At 37.7% G+C, this 20140-nt stretch carries 11 protein-coding genes; 8 read left to right on the top strand and 3 right to left on the bottom strand.

The features are described from left to right. Positions 1-47: 47 nt before the first annotated feature. Positions 48-683 (bottom strand): O-methyltransferase, encoded by a 636-nt coding sequence (locus AC0IWE_RS20000; protein WP_471794470.1) that lies wholly within the window; start codon positions 681-683, stop codon positions 48-50. 7 nt (positions 684-690) lie between these two features. Beyond that, positions 691-1107, bottom strand: a complete 417-nt coding sequence (gene ruvX, locus AC0IWE_RS19995; protein ID WP_055914188.1) for a Holliday junction resolvase RuvX — start codon at positions 1105-1107, stop codon at positions 691-693. A gap of 228 nt (positions 1108-1335) precedes the next feature. Between ruvX and AC0IWE_RS19990 the strand changes: the two genes are divergently transcribed. The 4 genes from AC0IWE_RS19990 to AC0IWE_RS19975 all read left to right on the top strand — a co-directional run bounded on the left by AC0IWE_RS19990 (position 1336) and on the right by AC0IWE_RS19975 (position 7508). Next, positions 1336-2484: a DNA polymerase III subunit gene (locus AC0IWE_RS19990; protein ID WP_471794469.1), complete on the top strand. Its 1149-nt coding sequence runs from the start codon at positions 1336-1338 to the stop codon at positions 2482-2484. A gap of 1 nt (position 2485) precedes the next feature. Next, positions 2486-4036 (top strand): regulatory iron-sulfur-containing complex subunit RicT, encoded by a 1551-nt coding sequence (gene ricT / locus AC0IWE_RS19985; protein ID WP_471794468.1) that lies wholly within the window; start codon positions 2486-2488, stop codon positions 4034-4036. Further along, positions 4005-4496 (top strand): gliding motility lipoprotein GldH, encoded by a 492-nt coding sequence (locus AC0IWE_RS19980; protein WP_471794467.1) that lies wholly within the window; start codon positions 4005-4007, stop codon positions 4494-4496. Before ricT ends, AC0IWE_RS19980 begins: the two co-directional genes overlap by 32 nt. A gap of 153 nt (positions 4497-4649) precedes the next feature. Beyond that, the gene (locus AC0IWE_RS19975) at positions 4650-7508 is read left to right on the top strand and encodes a TonB-dependent receptor (RefSeq protein ID WP_471794466.1); all 2859 of its coding nucleotides are present in this window, start codon (positions 4650-4652) and stop codon (positions 7506-7508) included. A gap of 140 nt (positions 7509-7648) precedes the next feature. On the opposite strand, the gene AC0IWE_RS19970 is transcribed toward AC0IWE_RS19975, so the two are convergent. Beyond that, positions 7649-8950: a UDP-N-acetylmuramoyl-tripeptide--D-alanyl-D-alanine ligase gene (locus AC0IWE_RS19970; protein WP_471794465.1), complete on the bottom strand. Its 1302-nt coding sequence runs from the start codon at positions 8948-8950 to the stop codon at positions 7649-7651. A gap of 84 nt (positions 8951-9034) precedes the next feature. Here AC0IWE_RS19970 and AC0IWE_RS19965 point away from each other — a divergent pair, with 84 nt between their 5' ends. The 4 genes from AC0IWE_RS19965 (at position 9035) to AC0IWE_RS19950 (ending at position 20131) form a co-directional block, all read left to right on the top strand. Further along, the gene (locus tag AC0IWE_RS19965; RefSeq protein ID WP_471794464.1) at positions 9035-11533 is read left to right on the top strand and encodes a M14 family metallopeptidase; all 2499 of its coding nucleotides are present in this window, start codon (positions 9035-9037) and stop codon (positions 11531-11533) included. 179 nt (positions 11534-11712) lie between these two features. Continuing rightward, the gene (locus tag AC0IWE_RS19960) at positions 11713-14949 is read left to right on the top strand and encodes a SusC/RagA family TonB-linked outer membrane protein (protein WP_471794463.1); all 3237 of its coding nucleotides are present in this window, start codon (positions 11713-11715) and stop codon (positions 14947-14949) included. A 12-nt stretch (positions 14950-14961) separates the two neighbouring features. Next, on the top strand, positions 14962-16401 hold the full coding sequence (locus AC0IWE_RS19955; protein ID WP_471794462.1) for a SusD/RagB family nutrient-binding outer membrane lipoprotein: 1440 nt from the start codon (positions 14962-14964) through the stop codon (positions 16399-16401). A gap of 592 nt (positions 16402-16993) precedes the next feature. After that, a complete protein-coding gene (locus tag AC0IWE_RS19950) occupies positions 16994-20131 on the top strand; it encodes a SusC/RagA family TonB-linked outer membrane protein (RefSeq protein ID WP_471794461.1) in 3138 nt (1045 codons plus the stop codon). Positions 20132-20140: the final 9 nt, after the last annotated feature.

Here is a 20140-nt window from a genome sequence, read left to right as displayed (position 1 = left end):
AATAGCCTTGACTTATACGGCCAGGAGCCATTAACTATAGGCCATCATCAGTTCTTTCTAATCACAAACAAACCATCCCGAACGGGCAAAATCAGTTTTTCAACCCGTTCATCTGCAGCTATTTTGTCATTAAAACTAGTAATATTCCTGGTGTCTTTATCTTGTTTCTCTTGAAGTACTTTTCCACTCCACAATACATTATCCACAATGATAATTCCTCCGGGGCGAACACGATCGAAAATTAAATCATAATAAGTGCCATTGTTTTTTTTGTCGGCATCAATAAAAACAATATCAAAACTTTCATCCAGGTCAGCAATGGTAGCAGTGGCATCGCCAAGGATGTATTTAATCTGATCATTGAAGGCAGACTTTTTAAAATTGCTCCGTACCATGTCTTCCAGCTCCTCGTTAATATCCAAAGTATAAAGCAAGCCATCGCTGGATAAGCCTTCTGCTAAACATAAAGTTGCATAACCGGTAAAAGTGCCAATTTCTAAAATGCGTTTGGGCGAAACCATTTTGCTGAGCATACTCAAAACCCTGCCCTGGTAGTGGCCGGATAACATGCGTGGCATTAAAACTTTAAGGTTGGTTTCGCGGTCTATCTGTTGAAGCAGTTCGCTTTCAGGCGCGCAGTAGGAAATTAATAAATCTTGTAAATCGTCGTTTATCAGGCTCATTTGTTGGTTATAAACGGTTACTTTCCATAAAATATTGTAAAATGATGGTTGCGGCAATGGTATCTACCCTGTCTTTATCCCTTCTATCCATTTTTTTTAAACCACTTTGCATAATTGCTTCATGTGCAAGTTTGGAGGTAAAACGTTCATCCACCCAGTGCCTTGGAATATCGGGAAATGATTTTTTTAACAAGGTAGCAAAGCCCTTTACATGTTGTGCCGAATCAGATGGTGAACCATCCATTTGCTTAGGATCGCCGAGTACAAAAGCCTCAACCTGTTCATTAACCATATATTTTTTAACATATTCGATTACATCTTTCGGATGTACGGTATCCAATCCGGTTGCAATTATCTGCAAGGGATCGGTTACTGCAATACCGATGCGTTTTGTGCCATAATCAAATGCGAGGATTCTTGCCATAAATGTTAAGCGTTAGGTGTTGGCGTAAAGCGTTAACCCATCTTTTAATTTTAAAAAGTTCAAAGGTAAGGTTTTTGAAATAATCGATAAACCTCGCAGGTTTTTAAACCTCCGGGGTTTGTTAATGCAATACCGGAGCTTACTTTTCTTAAACCAGATTAACTTGACTTTGGTCAAATCTCAAATCTAATATCTAACTTCTCATATCTATTTCTTATTTTGCACCAAATGCAGTTTAAAGAAATCATCGGACAGGAAAGAGTAAAGCAACAATTGGTGCAAACGGTTAAAGAAAACCGCATTAGCCATGCGCAACTGTTTTTATCGCCGGCTGGTTCGGGTGCTTTGCCTTTGGCTATTGCCTATGCGCAATACATCAACTGCCTTAACAAAGGTGAAAATGATAGCTGTGGCGAATGCTCGAGCTGCAGAAAGTACGAACGTTTAATTCACCCTGATCTTCATTTTTCCTATCCTTTTTTTGCTTCGGCAAGTGTAAAAATTGCTGTAGATGTACTTGAAGAATGGCGCAGCATGGTAATGCATGATCCTTATTTTGATATTGATATCTGGCGGTCTAAACTTGATGCAGCCAATAAACAGGCCAATATCAACATTGCAGAATGCCACGATATTATTAAAAAACTGAGCTACAAAGCTTTTGAGGCCGAAACAAAGGTTTTAATTATGTGGCTGCCCGAATATTTGGATAAAGCCGGTAATGCCCTGTTAAAATTAATTGAAGAACCACCTGCAAATACCCTGTTTATCTTAATTGCGCAAAGCCAAGACCAAATTTTAACTACTATTTTATCGCGTACGCAGATTGTTAAGATTCCGAAATTATCATCAGAAGAGGTAACCGGGTATTTATTAAACGCAAGCGGATTAACCGAGCACCAGGCCATTGATTATTCCTTTTTAGCTGATGGGAATTTAATTGAAGCAAAAGCACTGGCTGCAGATACACAAAGCGATAGCTCGGGTACATTTACAGCCTGGTTAAGAATGGGTTTTGGCAACAAAGTACCCGATTTAGTGGAGTTTACCGATGAGGCGGCAAAGTGGGGAAGAGAAAACCAAAAGAATTTTTTAAAATATGGCGTAAATTATTTGCGCGAATGCTGTTTGATTTTAAGTGGTGCAGAAGAATTGGTAAAACTGCCACCATTAACCTTTGAAACAGCAAAAAAGCTCAGTACGCACGTACTTACACTGCCCATGGCAGAAGCCATAATTGGCGAACTGGAAAAGGCACATTACCACATTGAAAGAAACGCAAACCCGAAAATTCTGTTTTTAGATGTATCTTTACAATTGGTAAAAATTATCAAGTTTAAAACGCTCCCTGCGGGGACTCAATATATATACAATTAATATGGGATGTGGAAGTTGTTCAACAGGTGGTGGTTGCACCCCTAATGGATGCAAAAGTAATGGCTCATGTGGCACCGGTGGTTGCCAAACAATGGAAGTTCACGATTGGCTATCCAATTTGGATATGCCATCTAATTATAAACCTTTTCAGGTTACAGAAATTAAATTTAAAGGTTCGCGTAAGGAGTTTTTTCTTAATAACGACAATATTTATCTCGAAATTGGAGAACTTGTTGCTGTTGAGGGGCCTACAGGTGGCTTTGATGTGGGGCACGTTTCGCTAACAGGCGAATTGGTGCGCATTCAGATGAAACGCCGCAAAACTGCGCTTGATCAGGTAACCAAAAAAATATACCGCAAGGCCACAGAGGCTGATGTGGAAAAGTGGAACGCCGCCAAAGGGATGGAGTGGGAAACCATGCACAAAGCCCGTAAACTGGCACTTGATCTTCGGTTACAGATGAAAATCAGTGATGTTGATTACCAGGCAGATAAAACCAAGGCCACATTCTTTTATACTGCTGATGGCCGTGTCGATTTTCGCGAGCTGATAAAAAAAATGGCCGAAAGTTTCCGCATCAGGATCGAAATGCGTCAGATTGGAATGCGACAGGAAGCAGGCCGTTTAGGCGGAATCGGATCTTGCGGCCGCGAATTATGCTGCTCTACATGGTTAACCAATTTTAAAACCGTTTCTACAGCTGCTGCACGTTATCAAAACCTTTCGTTAAACACTTTAAAGCTTGCTGGCCAGTGCGGCAAATTAAAATGCTGCCTAAACTACGAGTTGGATACCTATTTAGATGCTTTAAAGGATATTCCGGATAGAATCGAAAACTTAGATACCGAAGCAGGTTATGCCCGCCACCAGAAAACAGATATTTTTAAAAAAATAATGTGGTTCATTTACCAGGGTGACGAAAACTGGATTCCGGTTAAAGCTGCCCGTGTAAAAGAAATTATGGCCATGAACAAGGCGGGTAAAAAAGCACCAAATCTTAAAGAAGAAGCGGTTCAAATTGCTGCGCCGGTTGTGATCGAAAAATCTTTCGATTATGAGAATGTGGTTGGTCAGGATAGTTTAACCCGGTTGGATGAACGATCAAGGGGTAAAAACAACCAGAACAAAAACAACAGCCAGAAAAATAACCGCAATAATAACCAGAATAGAAGAGATAGAGTGCCTGCTGGCGATAAAAATGCCGGTCCAAATAACAGGTCTCAACAGCCTGCGCAAGGCGGGCAGAAACCTCAGCAAGGGAACAAACCACAGCCTAACGGGCCGAAACAGCCACAAAATTCTGGGCAAAAGCCTCAGCAACAGGTTGTGCCTAAGCCACAGCATGTTAACGGGCCTAAGCCGCAAAATACCAATAAGCAAAAACCACAGCAGCCCCAGGTACAAAAACCTGTAGTAAAAGCTGAGGGTGAGGCTGGAGCAGATGGTTTAAAACCTGAGCAAAGTAAAAATAAGAGCAGAAATAACCGTAGGAAGAACAATAACCGCCGAAATAATAACAATGGCTCAGAAAATAAACCTGCTACAGAGTAAAAAGCAATTGTTTTTGCTTGGTTTTTTATTGGTGGTTTCGTTGTTTGTTGGCTGCACCACCAGTGTAATTGATAGTAATGTAGAAATTACCGATCGAAGGTGGAGCTACCGCAGGCATATTCTTACCTCGTTTGAAATTAAAGACAATACCAAAGCCTATAATATATACTTTAAACTTAGGCATACCGCTGATTATAAATATGCAAATATTTTTATTCTTGCACATTTTAAGGATGGTAAAAACACGGTAACCAGGCGGTATCAATACAAATTGGCCAAAAACGATGGTGAGTGGCTGGGCAGTGGATCGGGCAATTTATTTACCTATACCCTACCAATGCTTACCAACTATCATTTTCCTAAAACTGGCAAGTTTGAAATAGAAATTGAACAAAATATGCGTGATAATCCACTGTTGGAAGTAAGTGATGCAGGTGTTTTGGTTGATTTGGCTAAATAAACCCTGATTTCAAGAAATTTGCGCCATTAATTAGGCTTTCTGATTCGATTGTTTGCCTATTTTTGTCTTTTACGGAATTTTATTCTGATTTAATTGCTTAAAGCGTAATTATTTGTAATTTAATTGTTATTATTGTTTATAAACCTATGAACTATGATAAGAAAATTACTAAAAAGCGCGTTAATCATTCTCCCCTTTTTAATCTGTACCCAATTGTTTGCTCAAGGCTTGAAGGGTAAAGTTACCGACTCAACCGGCATGGCTATCCCTGGCGCAACCGTTCAGGTGGTAGGCTCGAAAGTGGGCACATCTTCTGACGGAAATGGACTTTATGCCTTAAAATTTCCGGCAGCAGGGCCTTATAAAATCCGCATCTCATTTACGGGTTATCAAACTGCAGAAGTAGCTGTAGAAATTGATAATACTGTAAAAACGATGGATTTTGCCCTGCAGGATACAAAGGAACTATTAAGTGATGTGGTGGTTATCGGATCGAGATCCACACCGCGAACCAATATTGAAAGTGTGGTTCCTGTTGATCTTATTTCTGCAAAAGATGTTAAGGTTTTTGCGCAAACGGATTTAACGCAGATTTTAAACTTCGTAGCACCTTCTTTTAGCTCCAACAGGCAAACAGTATCAGATGGAACAGATCATATTGATCCTGCATCGTTACGTGGTTTGGGGCCTGATCAGGTTTTGGTATTGGTAAACGGCAAACGCAGGCATACTACAGCACTGGTAAATATCAACGGTACTTTCGGTCGCGGATCTGTTGGCACAGATTTAAACTCCATTCCTGTTTCGGCAATTGAACGTATTGAGGTTTTGCGTGATGGTGCTGCGGCACAATATGGATCAGATGCAATTGCAGGCGTAATTAATATTGTATTGAAAAAAGTAACACCCTATAGTTTCTCAACCTCATTTGGGCAGTCTTCATCTAGTGCCTTAGGTCGCGATTTTAGCGATGGAAGAACCTTTCAGGTTGATTTTAGCAAAGGATGGGCATTTAAAAATGATAAAGGTTTTATCAATTTCGCCGCCCAATATCTGCAAAGAGGGTACACCAACCGAGGTGGTTTAGATACCCGGCCATTATTGTATTCTGCAAGCCCTACTAAAGGTGCAACAGAAACAGAAGCTGCTTTTCAGGCCCGTTTTGCAGGTTTAAAAGCTGCTGATGATGCAAGGGCTGCAGCAAATGGTTTAGATAGAAATAATATGCGTGTAGGGAACTCCGATTCCAAAAATGGCGGAGGTTTTTTAAACGGGCAGTTTAATTTCGGGAAAACCACTCAATTGTATTATGCAGCTGGCTTTACCCACAAAACAGGAAGTGCAGCAGGCTTTTATCGCTTGCCAACCCAAACCACTCAGATTGATTTATCCATCTATCCGAACGGGTTTTTGCCTTTTATTGATACCAAAATCAACGATTATTCATTATCTGCTGGTTTAAGAGGTAAAATAGGCACATGGGATTACGATTTGAGTAATACCAGTGGAGAAAATACTATCGAATTTAATATCAACAATACGGTGAATGCTTCTCTTCCTACAGGAACAAGCCCTACATCGTTTTATGCTGGGGAACTGCTTTTCAGACAAAACACCAGCAATCTTGATTTAAGTAAAAAACACATTTTTGATGGTGGGTTTCTAACGTCATTAAATACTGCATTTGGAGCCGAGTTTAGGGTAGATAACTATCAGATTAAGGAAGGTGAATTGCTATCCTACTCAAATGGTGGCAGGTTGATTGGTACTTCGCCAACGGCTTCTGGTGCGCAGGTATTTCCGGGCTTTAAACCTAGTAATGCTTTGGATAAATCGAGGCACAATGTGGGTGCTTATGCCGATTTTGAAGCTGAATTTGGGCCACGGGTAACGTTAGGAGCCGCTGGTCGTTATGAAAATTATAGTGATTTCGGCTCAAATTTTTCCTACAAATTTACGGGTAAGGTTAAGCTTTTTGGCGATGTTTCTTTGCGTGGTGCTTATGCCACCGGCTTTAGGGCTCCATCTTTACATCAACAGTATTTTAATAATGAAAGTACACAGTTTGTTGGCACAAATGCAACCCAGGTATTAACGGTGAATAATGCAAATCCAATTGTTGCACAATTTGGTGTTGGAGCATTAAAACCAGAAATTTCAAAATCGGGCAGTTTGGGTTTAGCGGGTAAAATTGCCAAAACCTTTACGTTTACAATAGATGCATATAACATTGATATCAGCGACAGAATTGTTTTCTCGAGTCAATATGCGCGCGAACGTTCTGGAGGTGTTTTAGTACCCACCGGCGTAGTGAACCAGATTTTAAATACGATAGATCCTTCAGCACAGATTAACAGTGTACAGTTTTTTACCAATGCAATTACCACCAACACTGCGGGTATTGATGTGGTTTTAACCAATAGGTTTAATTTAGGTGCAAAGAGTAGTTTAATATTAAGTGTAGCAGGAAACGTAAACAAAACTGTAGTGAGAAGTATTAAAGGTTCTGATAAAATTGAAAGCGACCCAACATTAAAAGCTAAATTATTCGACCGCTTGGAGCGTTCGCGTTTTGAAAGTTCTGTGCCTAAAAACAAGTTGAATATCACAGCAACCTATAATGTGAATAAATTATCGTTTGTGGCCAGAACAGTTCGTTTTGGTGAGGTTACCTTTTTAAATGCAATCGACCCTAATATTCCTACTAATGGCTTACCAACACAATTGGATCAAACCTTTGCGCCAAAGTGGGTAACCGATTTTTCTGTAAGCTATGCGGCAAATAAAACGTGGTCGGTAACTGTGGGCGCAAATAATATTTTTGATGTTTATCCTGATAAGTTATACATTGATCCCCGCAATAACCAGAATAACCTAAGCGGTGTATCTACTAGCAATTATTCGGGAGGTTTGGACAACACCTCGAACGGGCGATTTCTATATCCGAGGGCTGTGAGTCAGTTTGGTTTTAGCGGCCGCTATGTGTATGGCAAAATTGCCTGTACGTTTTAAGGGAATGTCATCAATTTCAGTATTTTAACCACAGATGCACACAGATAAACACGGATTTTATCTGTGTGCATCCTTTTTATCTGTGGTTAATAAGGTTGCGCTGTATAAAGTTGACGTATTTGGTCTAAGAAATTAATTAACTATAAATATTGCAGCAAACTTTCCAGTTTCATTCCGCGTGATCCTTTTAATAGTACTAAATGATTTTGCACAGGATTTGCTTGCAGATGGTTTGCTGCTTCGGCTGGGCTTTCGAAAAAAATGCCTTTTACATCGTTTTTAAACGTATAAAAATCTTTTCCGATAAAAATAATCTGATTCAGATCACTTTCAGCTGCCTGTTTTGCAATTAATTCATGCTGCGCAAGAGATTCAGGCCCAAGTTCGAACATATCGCCCAAAATAGCCGTTTTTTTATCTGCCGATAATGCCGCAATATTTTTTAAAGCTGCCGACATGCTACTGGGATTTGCATTGTAAAAATCGCAAATAACCGTATTATTTTCTGTTTTAGTAAGTTGTGAGCGGTTGTTTTTAGGTTGATAATTCGATAAACCCTTATTTATTGCTTCAGGGCTCATATCAAAAAAATCACCTATGCATATTGCTGCAAGAATATTTTCGAAATTGTAACTACCCGTTAAATTGGTTTTTACGGTAGACGATACATCATGATTTGTCCACTCCACTTCAATAAAAGGATCGCTGCTTTTTAATGTCCCTTTAATGGTATTGCCATTTTCTGTACCATAATAAATTAACTTACTTAGGCCAGCAACATTACTCATTTCGAGTAAATAAGCATTATCCCTATTAATAAAGGTGTAACCATGCGTTTCTTTTAAATAGGCATAAAGCTCGGCCTTTCCTTTTTTTACCCCTTCAAATCCACCAAAACCATCTAAATGCGCCATGCCTACATTGGTAATAATGCCATGCGTTGGCTGGGCAATGGTACAAAGCAGTTCTATTTCCTTTTGGTGGTTTGCCCCCATTTCAATTACCGCAATCTGAACATCATCATTGATGGATAATATAGATAAGGGAACGCCTATGTGGTTATTTAGGTTGCCAAAAGTAGCAAAGGTTTTATATTGCTCTGCTAAAACAGCATTTACCAGCTCTTTACTGGTTGTTTTTCCATTACTCCCGGTTAAACCGATCACTGGAATATTCAACTGTTTGCGGTGGTGGCGTGCAAGATCCTGTAAAGCAGTCAAAACATCATTTACCAATAGAAAATGCTCGTTTACGGCATATTTTTCTTCATCTACAACGGCAAAAGCTGCGCCTTTTTCAATGGCCTGGGCAGCAAACTCATTGGCGTTAAAAAGATCTCCTTTTAGGGCAAAAAAGATACAACCCGGACTAATATTTCTTGTATCGGTAGAAATAACGCGGCTTTGCAGGTAGTATTGGTATAATTTTTCAGTTGTGATCATGCTTATCGTAAAAAATATGATGTAAAATTAAGCTTTAGCAACAACAAAAAACAAAATTAGTACATTAGGTAAAATTATTTTCCTATGAAGAGACTCTTAACGTTCTGCCTAAGCTTTCTTAGTTCTGTATTATTGGTACATGCCCAGCTAAAATCTCCAGATGATTTTTTAGGCTATGAGCTTGGTTCGCACTTTACTCCTCACCATAAAGTAGCCGATTACTTTAGGCAAACTGCTGCGGCTTCTCCAAAAAACATTAAACTTATTGAGTATGGTAAAACCAATGAAGGAAGGCCTTTAATGGTTGCCATTGTTTCATCAGCAGAAAATATAACTAAGCTAGAGCAGATCAGAAATAACAATATCGTACTGTCAACAGGCACGAATAATAATAATATCGATTTAGCAAATCAACCTGCCATTCTATGGTTAAGCTACAATGTGCATGGGAACGAGGCAAACTCTACCGAAACCGCTATGAAGATGCTTTATACGCTTGTTTCGGGCATTAATAAGCCTGCCAATGAATGGCTAAAAAATACAGTTGTAGTAATTGATCCTTGTTTAAACCCGGATGGAAGAGACCGTTATGTTAATTACTTTAATAGTGTGGTGGGTAAAACGCCTAATTCCGATCCGTCATCAAGGGAGCATATTGAACCTTGGCCAGGTGGCAGACCCAACCATTATTATTTCGATCTGAACCGTGATTGGGCCTGGCAAACACAAATAGAAAGCGTGCAAAGATTGGCCCTCTATAACCAATGGATGCCACAAGTGCATGTAGATTTTCATGAACAGAGCTATAATGAGCCTTATTATTTTGCACCTGCAGCAGAACCTGTACATCAGGATATTACGCCTTGGCAGAAGAGCTTTCAGGTTGTGGTAGGAAAAAATAATGCAAAGTATTTTGATGCCGAAGGGTGGCAATACTTCACTAAAGAGCGTTTTGATTTGCTTTATCCCTCTTATGGCGATACCTATCCTTTATATAACGGATCAATTGGGATGACGTATGAGCAGGGCGGAATAAGGGCTGGATTATCAGTAGTAACAAATGATGGCGATACGCTTACCTTAAAAGACCGTATTGCACACCACTTTACCACAGGAATGTCTACGCTTGAAGTAACTTCCTTAAACCATCAAAAATTATTAGAAGAATATAAAAAATATTTTCAGCAAGAATTAACTACTGCTCCAGGCATTTATAAAAGTTACATCATTAAGCCCACCAATTTATCACGGTTGAAAAAATTGGCTGAGCTATTAACAAAAAACAAAATCGAATTTGCTTATGGAGGAGATAAAACAGGAAAAGCTTACGATTATGATACGCAAAAGGAGGAATCTTTTACGATAGGCCGTAATGATCTCATTGTAAATGTTCAGCAACCGCGTGCCGTTTTGGCTAATGTTTTATTGGAACCGCAAACATTTGTAACCGATTCTAACACATACGACATTACCGCCTGGGCCTTGCCTTATGTATATGGATTAAAAGGTTATGCAAGTAAAGAGAGCATCAGAGGTAAATTCTCATCCTTGGAAGAACCAAAAATTGTTAATAATGAAGTAGATAAACCGTTGGCATGGCTGTTTAGCTGGGGAACCAACGAAGATGCACGTCTTTTAATTGCACTGCAAAAGGAAAATATAAAAGTGCGCCAGGCCGATCAGCCTTTTTCAGTTGGCGGTAAAGATTATCCTGCCGGAACATTGATTGTATTGCGGGCAGAAAATGAGAAATCAACTAAAGGCATAAAGGAAAAAGTGGCTTTAATTACTAAAATGCTCGATAAACCCATTCAGGCAGTAAGCAGCGGTTTTGTAGAAAAAGGAAAGGATTTTGGATCTAATGTTTATCCGCTCCTAAAACAACCAAAAATCGCGATAGTATCTGGCATGGAAGTGTCATCTCTGGCTTTTGGAGAAGCCTGGTTTTATCTGGAGCACGATTTAAACCTTTCACCAAGTATCATTAATGCAAAAGACATCAATAATTTAGATATCAATAAAGTTAATACCCTTATAATGCCCGATGGAAGTTATAGTCCTTTTATTGGGGATGGTTTAACTGCATGGCTGAATAAAGGCGGTAAGCTTATTTTAATGGAAGATGCAATTGAAAGTGTAATGGAGAAAAAAGGCTTTGATATTAAAAAGAAAGAAGCCCCAGTAAAAAAAGATGAAAAACCGGAAGCCAATAAACTGCTTTTTAAGGATAAAGACCGTGACGACTTCGAAACAACTATACCAGGGGCAATTTATAGGATTAACCTCGATGCGAGCCATCCTTTTTCTTATGGCCTTGGTAAAGCCTATTATAGTTTAAAAACCGACCGCAAAATTTACGAACCCTTTGTTAAAGGCTGGAATGTTGGGTTAATTAACGAAAAAAGTTTAATGGCAGGTGTGGTAGGAAAAAAAGCACGGGAAGAACTAAAAGCTGGACTGCTAATTGGCGTACAGGATTTTGGCCGGGGTGAGGTTGTTTACCTGGCTAATGATCCCCTGTTCAGAAATTTTTGGGAAGGTGGAAAAACGCTTTTTGGGAATATTCTGTTCTGTAGTTATTGATTTTCTGTTTGGATTGTCGTATTTAAATTGTTTTTTGTAGTTGTAGTTTTACGTTTAATCAGCTATAAGGAGTGTTTTTAGTGGTTTTTGTTAAAAAATGTTAAAATAAATTTGGTGAAGCATCTAAGTAACTCTATTTTAGATGCATTATTTTAATACATTACTAACTTAAATCTACTATGAAAAAACTTCTACCTAGTTTGTTCATCTGTATGTTTTTTGCTCTAACGGCATTGGCACAAGATCGAACACTCAATGGAACAGTTACGTCTTCAGAAGACAAACTACCAATCCCTGGAGTAAGCGTAAAAATTCAGGGTGCCACAGGGGGCACCTCAACCGATGCAAATGGAAAGTTCTCCATTAAAGTGCCTTCGGATGCCAAAACTCTAATATTTTCATCTATTGGCTTCGCATCTCAGTCTAAGCCAATCGGAAGTTCAGATGTAATTAATGCGGTTTTATCTAGCGATTCGAAAACTCTTGGTGAAGTTGTTGTTACCGCATTGGGTATTCAGCGAAAAAGAAATGAGGTTGCTTATGCAGCTCAATCTCTTGATGGTGCAGCGGTAAGCGAAAACAGATCTCCTAACATCGGAAGTAGTTTATCCGGGAAAGTATCTGGTTTGGAAATCCGTCAGAATAATACCATGGGCGGTTCTACAAATATTGTTGTACGTGGTGTAAAATCAATTACGGGAAACAATCAGGCCTTATTTGTAATTGATGGGGTGCCTGTTGCTAATACGAGTATGAATACTACAGGCCAAACAAGTGGCGTTGGTGGATACGATTACGGTAACCCAGCCTCTGATATTAATCCGGATGATGTAGAGAATATTACAGTGTTAAAAGGGGCAGCAGCTTCCGCGCTATATGGCTCAAGAGGTAGTAATGGCGTAATTTTGATCACTACTAAAAAAGGTAAATCTGGATTGAACATTACAGTTAATGCCGGACTTAACTATTCCATAATTGATAAATCAACTTTTCCAAAATATCAAAAAGCCTATGGCGGTGGTTATGGTCCCTATTATGGTCCAAATGAGGATTCTTATTTTAATTTAGCTGACATTAATGGTGATGGCACGCCGGATTTGGTAGCTCCTTTAACAGAGGATGCATCGTATGGTGGTAAGTTTGATCCTAGTCTATTGGTTTATCAATGGGATGCTTTTGATCCTTCTTCTCCAAATTATAAAAAAGCAACACCATGGGTTGCTGCAGCAAATGATCCAACAAGCTTTTTTGAAAGACCTGTTTCTAATAATCAGAGTATCTTGCTTACAAATAGTTATGATAAAGGGACTTATAAATTAGGTTTCAATAGGGATGATCAGAATGGGATTTTACCTAATTCAAGTATCAAAAAAAATGTATTTAACTTTGGTGCGACTTATAATATTACCAGTAAACTAACAGCAGGTGCCGAAGTTAATTATTTCAATGTTGAAGGTAAGGGCAGATATGGTACAGGTTATAACGGAAACGGTGTTTATAATCCGGCTACAAATTTTAGGCAGTGGTGGCAAACAAACGTAGATGTAAAAGAGCTTGAACAAGCATATTTACGAACAGGAAAAAATGTAACATGGAACTGGTCTGATCTTACAGGAACAAAACCTATTTATTGGGATAACCCATATTTTTCAAGGTATGAAAATTATGAAACGGATGCTCGTAATCGTTATTTGGGGAATGTTAATTTAAATTATAAGGTAACCGACTGGTTAAATTTATTAGGCCGTTATTCAATGGATACCTACAACCAGGTGCAGGAAGAGAGGCAGGCAATTGGAAGTTTGGATGTTCCATTCTATTCTAAATATTTAGAAGATTATAAAGAAAGTAATGTTGATTTCCTTGCAAATTTTGATAAAAATATTTCTACTGATTTGAATTTTAAAGGTCTACTAGGATTAAACATCAGAAAGCAACGGACACAATCTATTTTTGCAATTACAAATGGTGGTTTGGGTATACCGGGTATTTATTCATTAAGTAACTCTTCAAATCCAATAGAAGCGCCAGTAGAGCTTGATCAAAATAGAGAAGTTCATGGTTTATTCGCTGGGGCATCATTCACCTATAAAAATATGCTAACTATTGACGGAACAATCAGAAGAGATGTTTCTTCTACCCTTCCAAAAGGAAATAATGTTTATTATTATCCTTCCGTTTCTTTAGGTTATGTATTTTCAGAAATGCTTAAAGATTATAAATGGCTTTCTTATGGAAAATTAAGAGCGAATTATGCAGAGGTTGGTTCTGATGTTCCTGTATATAGCCTTTTAGATACTTATTCATTAATTACACCAATTGATGGACGTGCGCAAACAGCCGTTCCAACTACAAAAAATAATCCAAACTTAAAGCCTGAGAAAACAAAAAGTAAAGAAATCGGATTGGAAGCATCTTTCCTTAATAACCGTGTTGGAATAGATTTTACCTATTACAATACCAAAACTGTAAATCAGATTATTCCAGTAAGTTTATCAACATCAACCGGTTACAACTCCCAGTATTTAAATTCTGGTAGTGTTGTAAATAAGGGTATAGAACTATCTTTAAATGGTACGCCATTTAAAACCAGTGATTTCGAATGGAAAATTAATGTAAACTTTACTAAGAATAACAATAAAGTAACGGAGCTATTTAAAGATGCAACCGGCAACGAGGCGCAAAATTTATTAATTCAAAGCTTTCAGGGTGGTGTAAGTGTTAATGCTACGCTTGGCCAGCCTTATGGAACCATAAGAGGTAAGAACTTTGTATACCTAAATGGAGAAAAAGTTGTATTGGCAAATGGAAGATATGCACAATCAGAAACCTCAAATGAGGTAATCGGTAATATGAATCCTAAATGGATTGGTGGCATCAATAATAGCTTTAAATACAAAGATTTCAACTTGAGCTTTTTAATTGATATGAGGCATGGTGGAAGTGTTTTTTCTTTAGATCAATATTATGGTTTGGCGACTGGAGGCTATGTTGAAACAGCGGGTTTAAATGATTTAGGCAATCCATCACGTAATGAGATTGCTCAGGGTGGTGGTTTCATTAATCCTGGAGTTCATGCAGATGGAACCCCAAATACAACAAAGGTTACAAATTCAGAATTTGGATCTTACGGCTACAGACGTTTACCAGCCGCGGCATTCGTATATGATGCCAGTTTTATAAAATTGAGAGAAGTCGTTTTAGGATATTCATTACCTAAAACATTTGTAAGTAAACTGGGCCCTGTTAAAGGGGTTGATCTTTCTTTAATTGGAAGGAATTTATGGATTATCCATAAGAATTTGCCAAACGCTGATCCTGAAGATGGATTAAGTTTTGGCAATGTTCAGGGTTATCAGGTAGGTTCTTATCCGAGTGTTAGGAGTTTTGCCTTCAATTTAAAAGTTAGATTTTAATTACAAACAGTTATGAAAAAGATATTATTAACCCTAATCGCAGTGCTACTTGTTGGAGCGTGTAAAAAAGATGTAACCAGTGTTAACATCGATCCTAAGCGTCCTTTGAATGTATCCTCTGCCTCATTATTTACAAATGCTCAGCGAAGATTTGTAAACACAATCACTTCATCTAATGTTAATTTAAATATATTTAGGTTAATTGAGCAACAATGGCAGGAAACAACCTACATAGATGAAAGTCAATACGATCTGCAAACCAGAACAATACCTGATAATTTGTGGAATGCCTTTTACAGGGATGTATTAAAGAATTTTAAAGAATCAAAAAGCATTGCTGCTACAGAAGGGAAGTCAGCTGCAGATCTCAAAAATCAGCTGGCCATCACAGATGTTATGGAGGTATATACCTGGTATTATCTGTTAACTACTTATGGAGATGTACCGTATGCTGAAGCATTGAATATTGATAATGCATTCCCAAAATATGATGACGGATTAACTGCTTTTAAAGATCTGCTGAAACGATTGGATCTTGATATTGCAGCTTTCGATCCATCATCAACTTCATTAGGAGCTGCTGATGCAATTTATAGCGGAAACCCTCAAAACTGGAAAAAGCTTGCTAACTCACTAAAACTCAAAATTGCTTTAACCATTGCTGATGCAGATAATCTTACAGCAAAGGCAGCTGTCGAATCAGCAGTAACTTCTGGCGTTTTTGTATATAATGCAGGAAGCCCCAATGTAGATAATGCCAGATATCCATTTACGACGATTACTCCAAATACAAATCCTATATGGGTTGACCTTGTACAAAGTGGCCGGCTGGATTTTGTTGCCAATAATACCATTACTACCCAAATGAACACCCTTAATGATCCAAGAAGGCCATTTTTCTTTACGCTCGATGCCGATGGTCTTTATTCGGGTGGTAATCCAGGTGAAAGCAGTCCTTATGCAAATTTTTCTGCCCCAGCAGTTAATATTACCAAAGCTGATTTTCCTGGTTCTTTAATTGATATTGCCGAAGTTCAATTTTTGTTAGCAGAAGCGGCAGAAAGGGGATATGCGGTTGGTGGCACAGCAGGTTCATTTTATGCCAATGCGATTACAGCGTCAATATTAGATTGGGGCGGCACATTAACAAGTGCAGCAGCATATTTGGCGCAGCCCTCGGTTGCTTATGCTACTGCAGCAGGCACTTGGAAACAAAAAATTGGTACACAAAAATGGTTAGCCTTGTATAATAGAGGTATAGATGCCTGGATAGAGACTAGAAGATTAGATTATCCTCAATTACCTGAAGCAACTGATGCATTAACTGCTTTTCCTGTACGCTTTACGTACCCGGTTAAAGAACAGAATGTTAATAATGTAAACAGAACTGCAGCTTCGGCAAAAATTGGTGGGGATAAAGTAACCACAAAATTATTTTGGGATAAATTTTAATATATAAACAACACTTTGATATCTAATTTCTCAAAATATGAGTAATTACCATCTAAGAGAATTACTCATATTAATAATTTTGAAAAAAAAGAGGCCAATTGGTCTCTTTTTTTTGTTTATATAAGTTATCATTTACTTATTACCTGATGCTTTCGTCCCTTGCTACTGATAACTCTTAAGATTTCAATAGTATATAGTCCTATAATTTTATGCATTTCGCAAATATTCACTATACTCTATTTTAGCAAATTAGCTATAATGAGATCATTTGAATTTTATTAGGTTGAAAATAAGTGTAAATCAAAAAAATGTTTTTGTTGGTGTATTATGTGTTTTTTGGCATAGTTTTTTTTCTATGAACTCGGCGTTTTTGTGTCATTAATTGCGTAATTTGTAATAAATTTTGACTACAAGTGTGTAATTATTTCACAGTTTGTATATGTTTTTTCTCAAAAAGCCTTTTTAGTCAGACAGCAATATTGTCAAAATAAAGTCATTATGTATTTAGGTTTTGTTAAATTTTGTTAAAGTTTAGCTTATCTCTACTATATTTAGCGTTTCAAAAAATCATTAACTAACCTATTTTCAAATTATGAAAAAACTTCTACAAAGTTTGTTCATACTTATGTTCGTTGCAATTTCTGCATTGGCACAAGAAAGAACAATCACTGGTACAGTTACATCTTCGGACGATAAATTGCCGATTCCTGGTGTAAGTGTAAGAGTAAAAGGCACACAAACAGGTGCCGTAACTGATGCTAACGGAAAGTATTCGGTTAAAGTTCCTTCCGGTACATCTGTTCTGGAATTCTCATTTATTGGTTATACTGCACAAAGCAGAGCAATTGGTTCAGCTAGTTCTTTAAACGTTGCTTTAGAATCTGATTCTAAATCATTAAATGAAGTTGTAGTTTCGGCTGCTGGTTTAACTGCCCGTAAAAAAGAATTAGGTAGTGCTCAAACTACTTTAAAAAATGATCAGTTAACACAGGCAAGACCATCTAATATTGCCTCTGGATTAACTGGTAAAGTTGCCGGTTTAACTATTCAAGGTGTTGGTAGTGGCGTAAATCCTAACTACCGCGTTGTTTTGCGTGGTATGCGCTCATTAACTGGTAATAACCAGGCTTTAATTGTGGTGGATAATGTTATCGTTCCAAACTCTATTCTTGGAAACCTTAATCCAGATGACATTGAAGATTTGACAGTACTTAATGGATCTAGCTCAGCAGCACTTTATGGCTCTGCTGCATCTAACGGGGCCTTAATTATTACAACAAAAAGAGGAAAAAGAGGTGGAGGATTAGATATTAAAATCACCAACACTACAACATTAGAGCAAGTAGCGTTTTTACCTCAAATTCAAAAAGAATTTGGTTCAGGATCAGATAACGATCTTCAAATTTATCTTCCATATGAAAACCAACAATATGGCCCACGTTTTGATGGTGTTGTAAGACCTATTGGACGTAAATTAGCAGATGGTTCAATTCAGTCAGTTCCATATTCTTATACTACTGGTAAAGATGACTTCTGGGATACAGGTGTAACTAACATGACAGATTTCTCTGTTAACTCTGGAAACGAAAGAAGCTCACTTTATGCTGCTGGCCAATATTTGAAAGCTTCTGGTACTACTCCTGGTGATGAATATAACAGAGCAACAGTACGTATTGGTGGAAATCAAAAAGTTTCTGACAAAATAAATTTTAATTATTCTGCGTATTATGCGCAAAACCGTTATGATAGAACAACCCAAACAGGTTCTATTTTAAATAATATATTAAACGCACCAAGTCAGGCTTATCTTCCTGACTATGCTGACTGGAAAAATAATCCCTTCGCTAATCCAAACGGTTATTATAATGCATATTATACCAACCCTTATTTCTCTGCTGATAATTATAGAGAATTAGTAAGAAATGATTATTTCATTGGGACGGCAGAAATTAAGTATAAGCCACTAGAATGGTTAGACTTTACAGGTCGTATTGGTTTAACTACACAAAATAATTCGTCTAAATCATATTCTGATGTTTTCATTTATTCAGATTACACCAAAAGTATTGTAGGATCTAGTGAGTACAAGAATCAGGATATTTTAGGTAATGTAACTGATGGATCAGGGTATAATACTAGTATTGTAACTGATTTTATTGCACATGGCCAGAAAAAAATCGAAGATTTTAAATTTGATTTAACCGTATTGGCTCAACTGAAACAAAATCAGTCTAAATCAGTATCTGCGTCTGTTAATGGCTTGGTAACACCTGGACTTTTCAACTTATCAAACAGTACTAATCCTCCAACTGCTGGTGAAGCAAATTATTTAGCTCGTACAAATGGTTTGTCTGCCAAATTAGATATTGGATTTAAAGATTATTTGTTTTTAACAGCTACTGGAAGAAATGAATGGACTTCAATTTTATCAGCAAAAAACCGTTCATTCTTTTATCCAAGCGTGTCCCTATCATTCGTTGCTACTGATGCTATTGAAGCATTAAAAAACATTCAAGAGATCGATTTTATTAAATTGAGAGGTGGATGGTCTAAAGTTGGACAGGTTAACTTAGGTAATACAACTACTTTTGGCGCGTACTCTTTAGATCCGACATTCGGTCAAGGTGCAGGCTACCCATATAACAGTAAAGGTGGTTTAACTATAAGTAATACTTTAATTTCTCCAGACTTGAAACCGGAAATAACTCAGGGTTTTGAAACGGGTATTGAATTTAGTTTATTAAAATCTAGAATCTCTGGAACTTTCAACTATTACAATACCAAAACTAAAAACCAAACCGTTACAACTGGTATTTCTAATGCCACTGGATTCTCTGGATTTTTAGTTAACTCTGGTCAAACCAGCTCAAAAGGTATTGAGGCTGCTTTAACACTAGTTCCTGTAAGAACTGCAGATTGGGAAGTAACATTTAATGGAACTTATGCACATTACGACAATAAAGTTGATGCAATTGGTTCTGGCCTAACTCAATTAACTCTTGGTGCTTACGGCGGTTCTGTTGGTTCATATGCAGTTGAAGGACAACAATTCCCAGTTATTATGGGTAAAACTCACGTTCGTGATCCTCAGGGAAGAATTATTGTTGATCCAATTACCGGTTATCCTTCAGCAACTCAGGGATTGAGCGTTTTGGGTCAAGCATCTGCACCAGATCAATTGGGATTAAACCTGAATATTAAATATAAAGGAATTAGCCTTTACGGATCTGCTGAATACCGTACTGGTAACGTAATTTTTAATAATGGTGGCGGTACTTTTGATTTCAGTGGTGCTGGTATTAATACTGTAGCTTATAACCGAGATCGTTTTGTGATACCAAATTCATCATATTTATTAAATGGACAGTATGTTGCAAACACAAATATTACTGTCCGTGATGGTGGGCCAGGTTATTGGACGATAGCTGGACCAAGAACAGGTATTGATGAAAATTATGTTACTTCTGGAGCATTCTGGAAAATTAGAGAGTTATCATTGGCATATGATATCCCAGCTTCATTCCTGGCGAAATCGAAATTTGTTAAATCAGCAAGAATCAGCGTACAAGGAAGAAACTTGTGGATTTTCTTGCCAAAAACTAACGTTTATACCGATCCAGAATATAGTGATGGAGATGCTTCAAGCAGTGGTAACGCTATCGGTTTAACGAGTTTGAATCAATCGCCACCGTCAAGATATTACGGAGCTACTTTATCTATAACCCTATAATATTTTAGT

Source organism: Pedobacter sp. AC402 (genome assembly GCF_979252805.1).
The sequence above is the reverse complement of the archived record's forward strand: the minus strand, read 5'-3'. Positions and strand labels throughout refer to the sequence as shown.

Excerpts from the sequence above, each read along its gene's own strand:
- AC0IWE_RS20000 (WP_471794470.1), bottom strand. The coding sequence starts at position 683 with ATGAGCCTGATAAACGACGATTTACAAGATTTATTAATTTCCTACTGC.
- ruvX (WP_055914188.1), bottom strand. The coding sequence starts at position 1,107 with ATGGCAAGAATCCTCGCATTTGATTATGGCACAAAACGCATCGGTATT.
- AC0IWE_RS19990 (WP_471794469.1), top strand. The coding sequence starts at position 1,336 with ATGCAGTTTAAAGAAATCATCGGACAGGAAAGAGTAAAGCAACAATTG.
- ricT (WP_471794468.1), top strand. The coding sequence starts at position 2,486 with ATGGGATGTGGAAGTTGTTCAACAGGTGGTGGTTGCACCCCTAATGGA.
- AC0IWE_RS19980 (WP_471794467.1), top strand. The coding sequence starts at position 4,005 with ATGGCTCAGAAAATAAACCTGCTACAGAGTAAAAAGCAATTGTTTTTG.
- AC0IWE_RS19975 (WP_471794466.1), top strand. The coding sequence starts at position 4,650 with ATGATAAGAAAATTACTAAAAAGCGCGTTAATCATTCTCCCCTTTTTA.
- AC0IWE_RS19970 (WP_471794465.1), bottom strand. The coding sequence starts at position 8,950 with ATGATCACAACTGAAAAATTATACCAATACTACCTGCAAAGCCGCGTT.
- AC0IWE_RS19965 (WP_471794464.1), top strand. The coding sequence starts at position 9,035 with ATGAAGAGACTCTTAACGTTCTGCCTAAGCTTTCTTAGTTCTGTATTA.
- AC0IWE_RS19960 (WP_471794463.1), top strand. The coding sequence starts at position 11,713 with ATGAAAAAACTTCTACCTAGTTTGTTCATCTGTATGTTTTTTGCTCTA.
- AC0IWE_RS19955 (WP_471794462.1), top strand. The coding sequence starts at position 14,962 with ATGAAAAAGATATTATTAACCCTAATCGCAGTGCTACTTGTTGGAGCG.
- AC0IWE_RS19950 (WP_471794461.1), top strand. The coding sequence starts at position 16,994 with ATGAAAAAACTTCTACAAAGTTTGTTCATACTTATGTTCGTTGCAATT.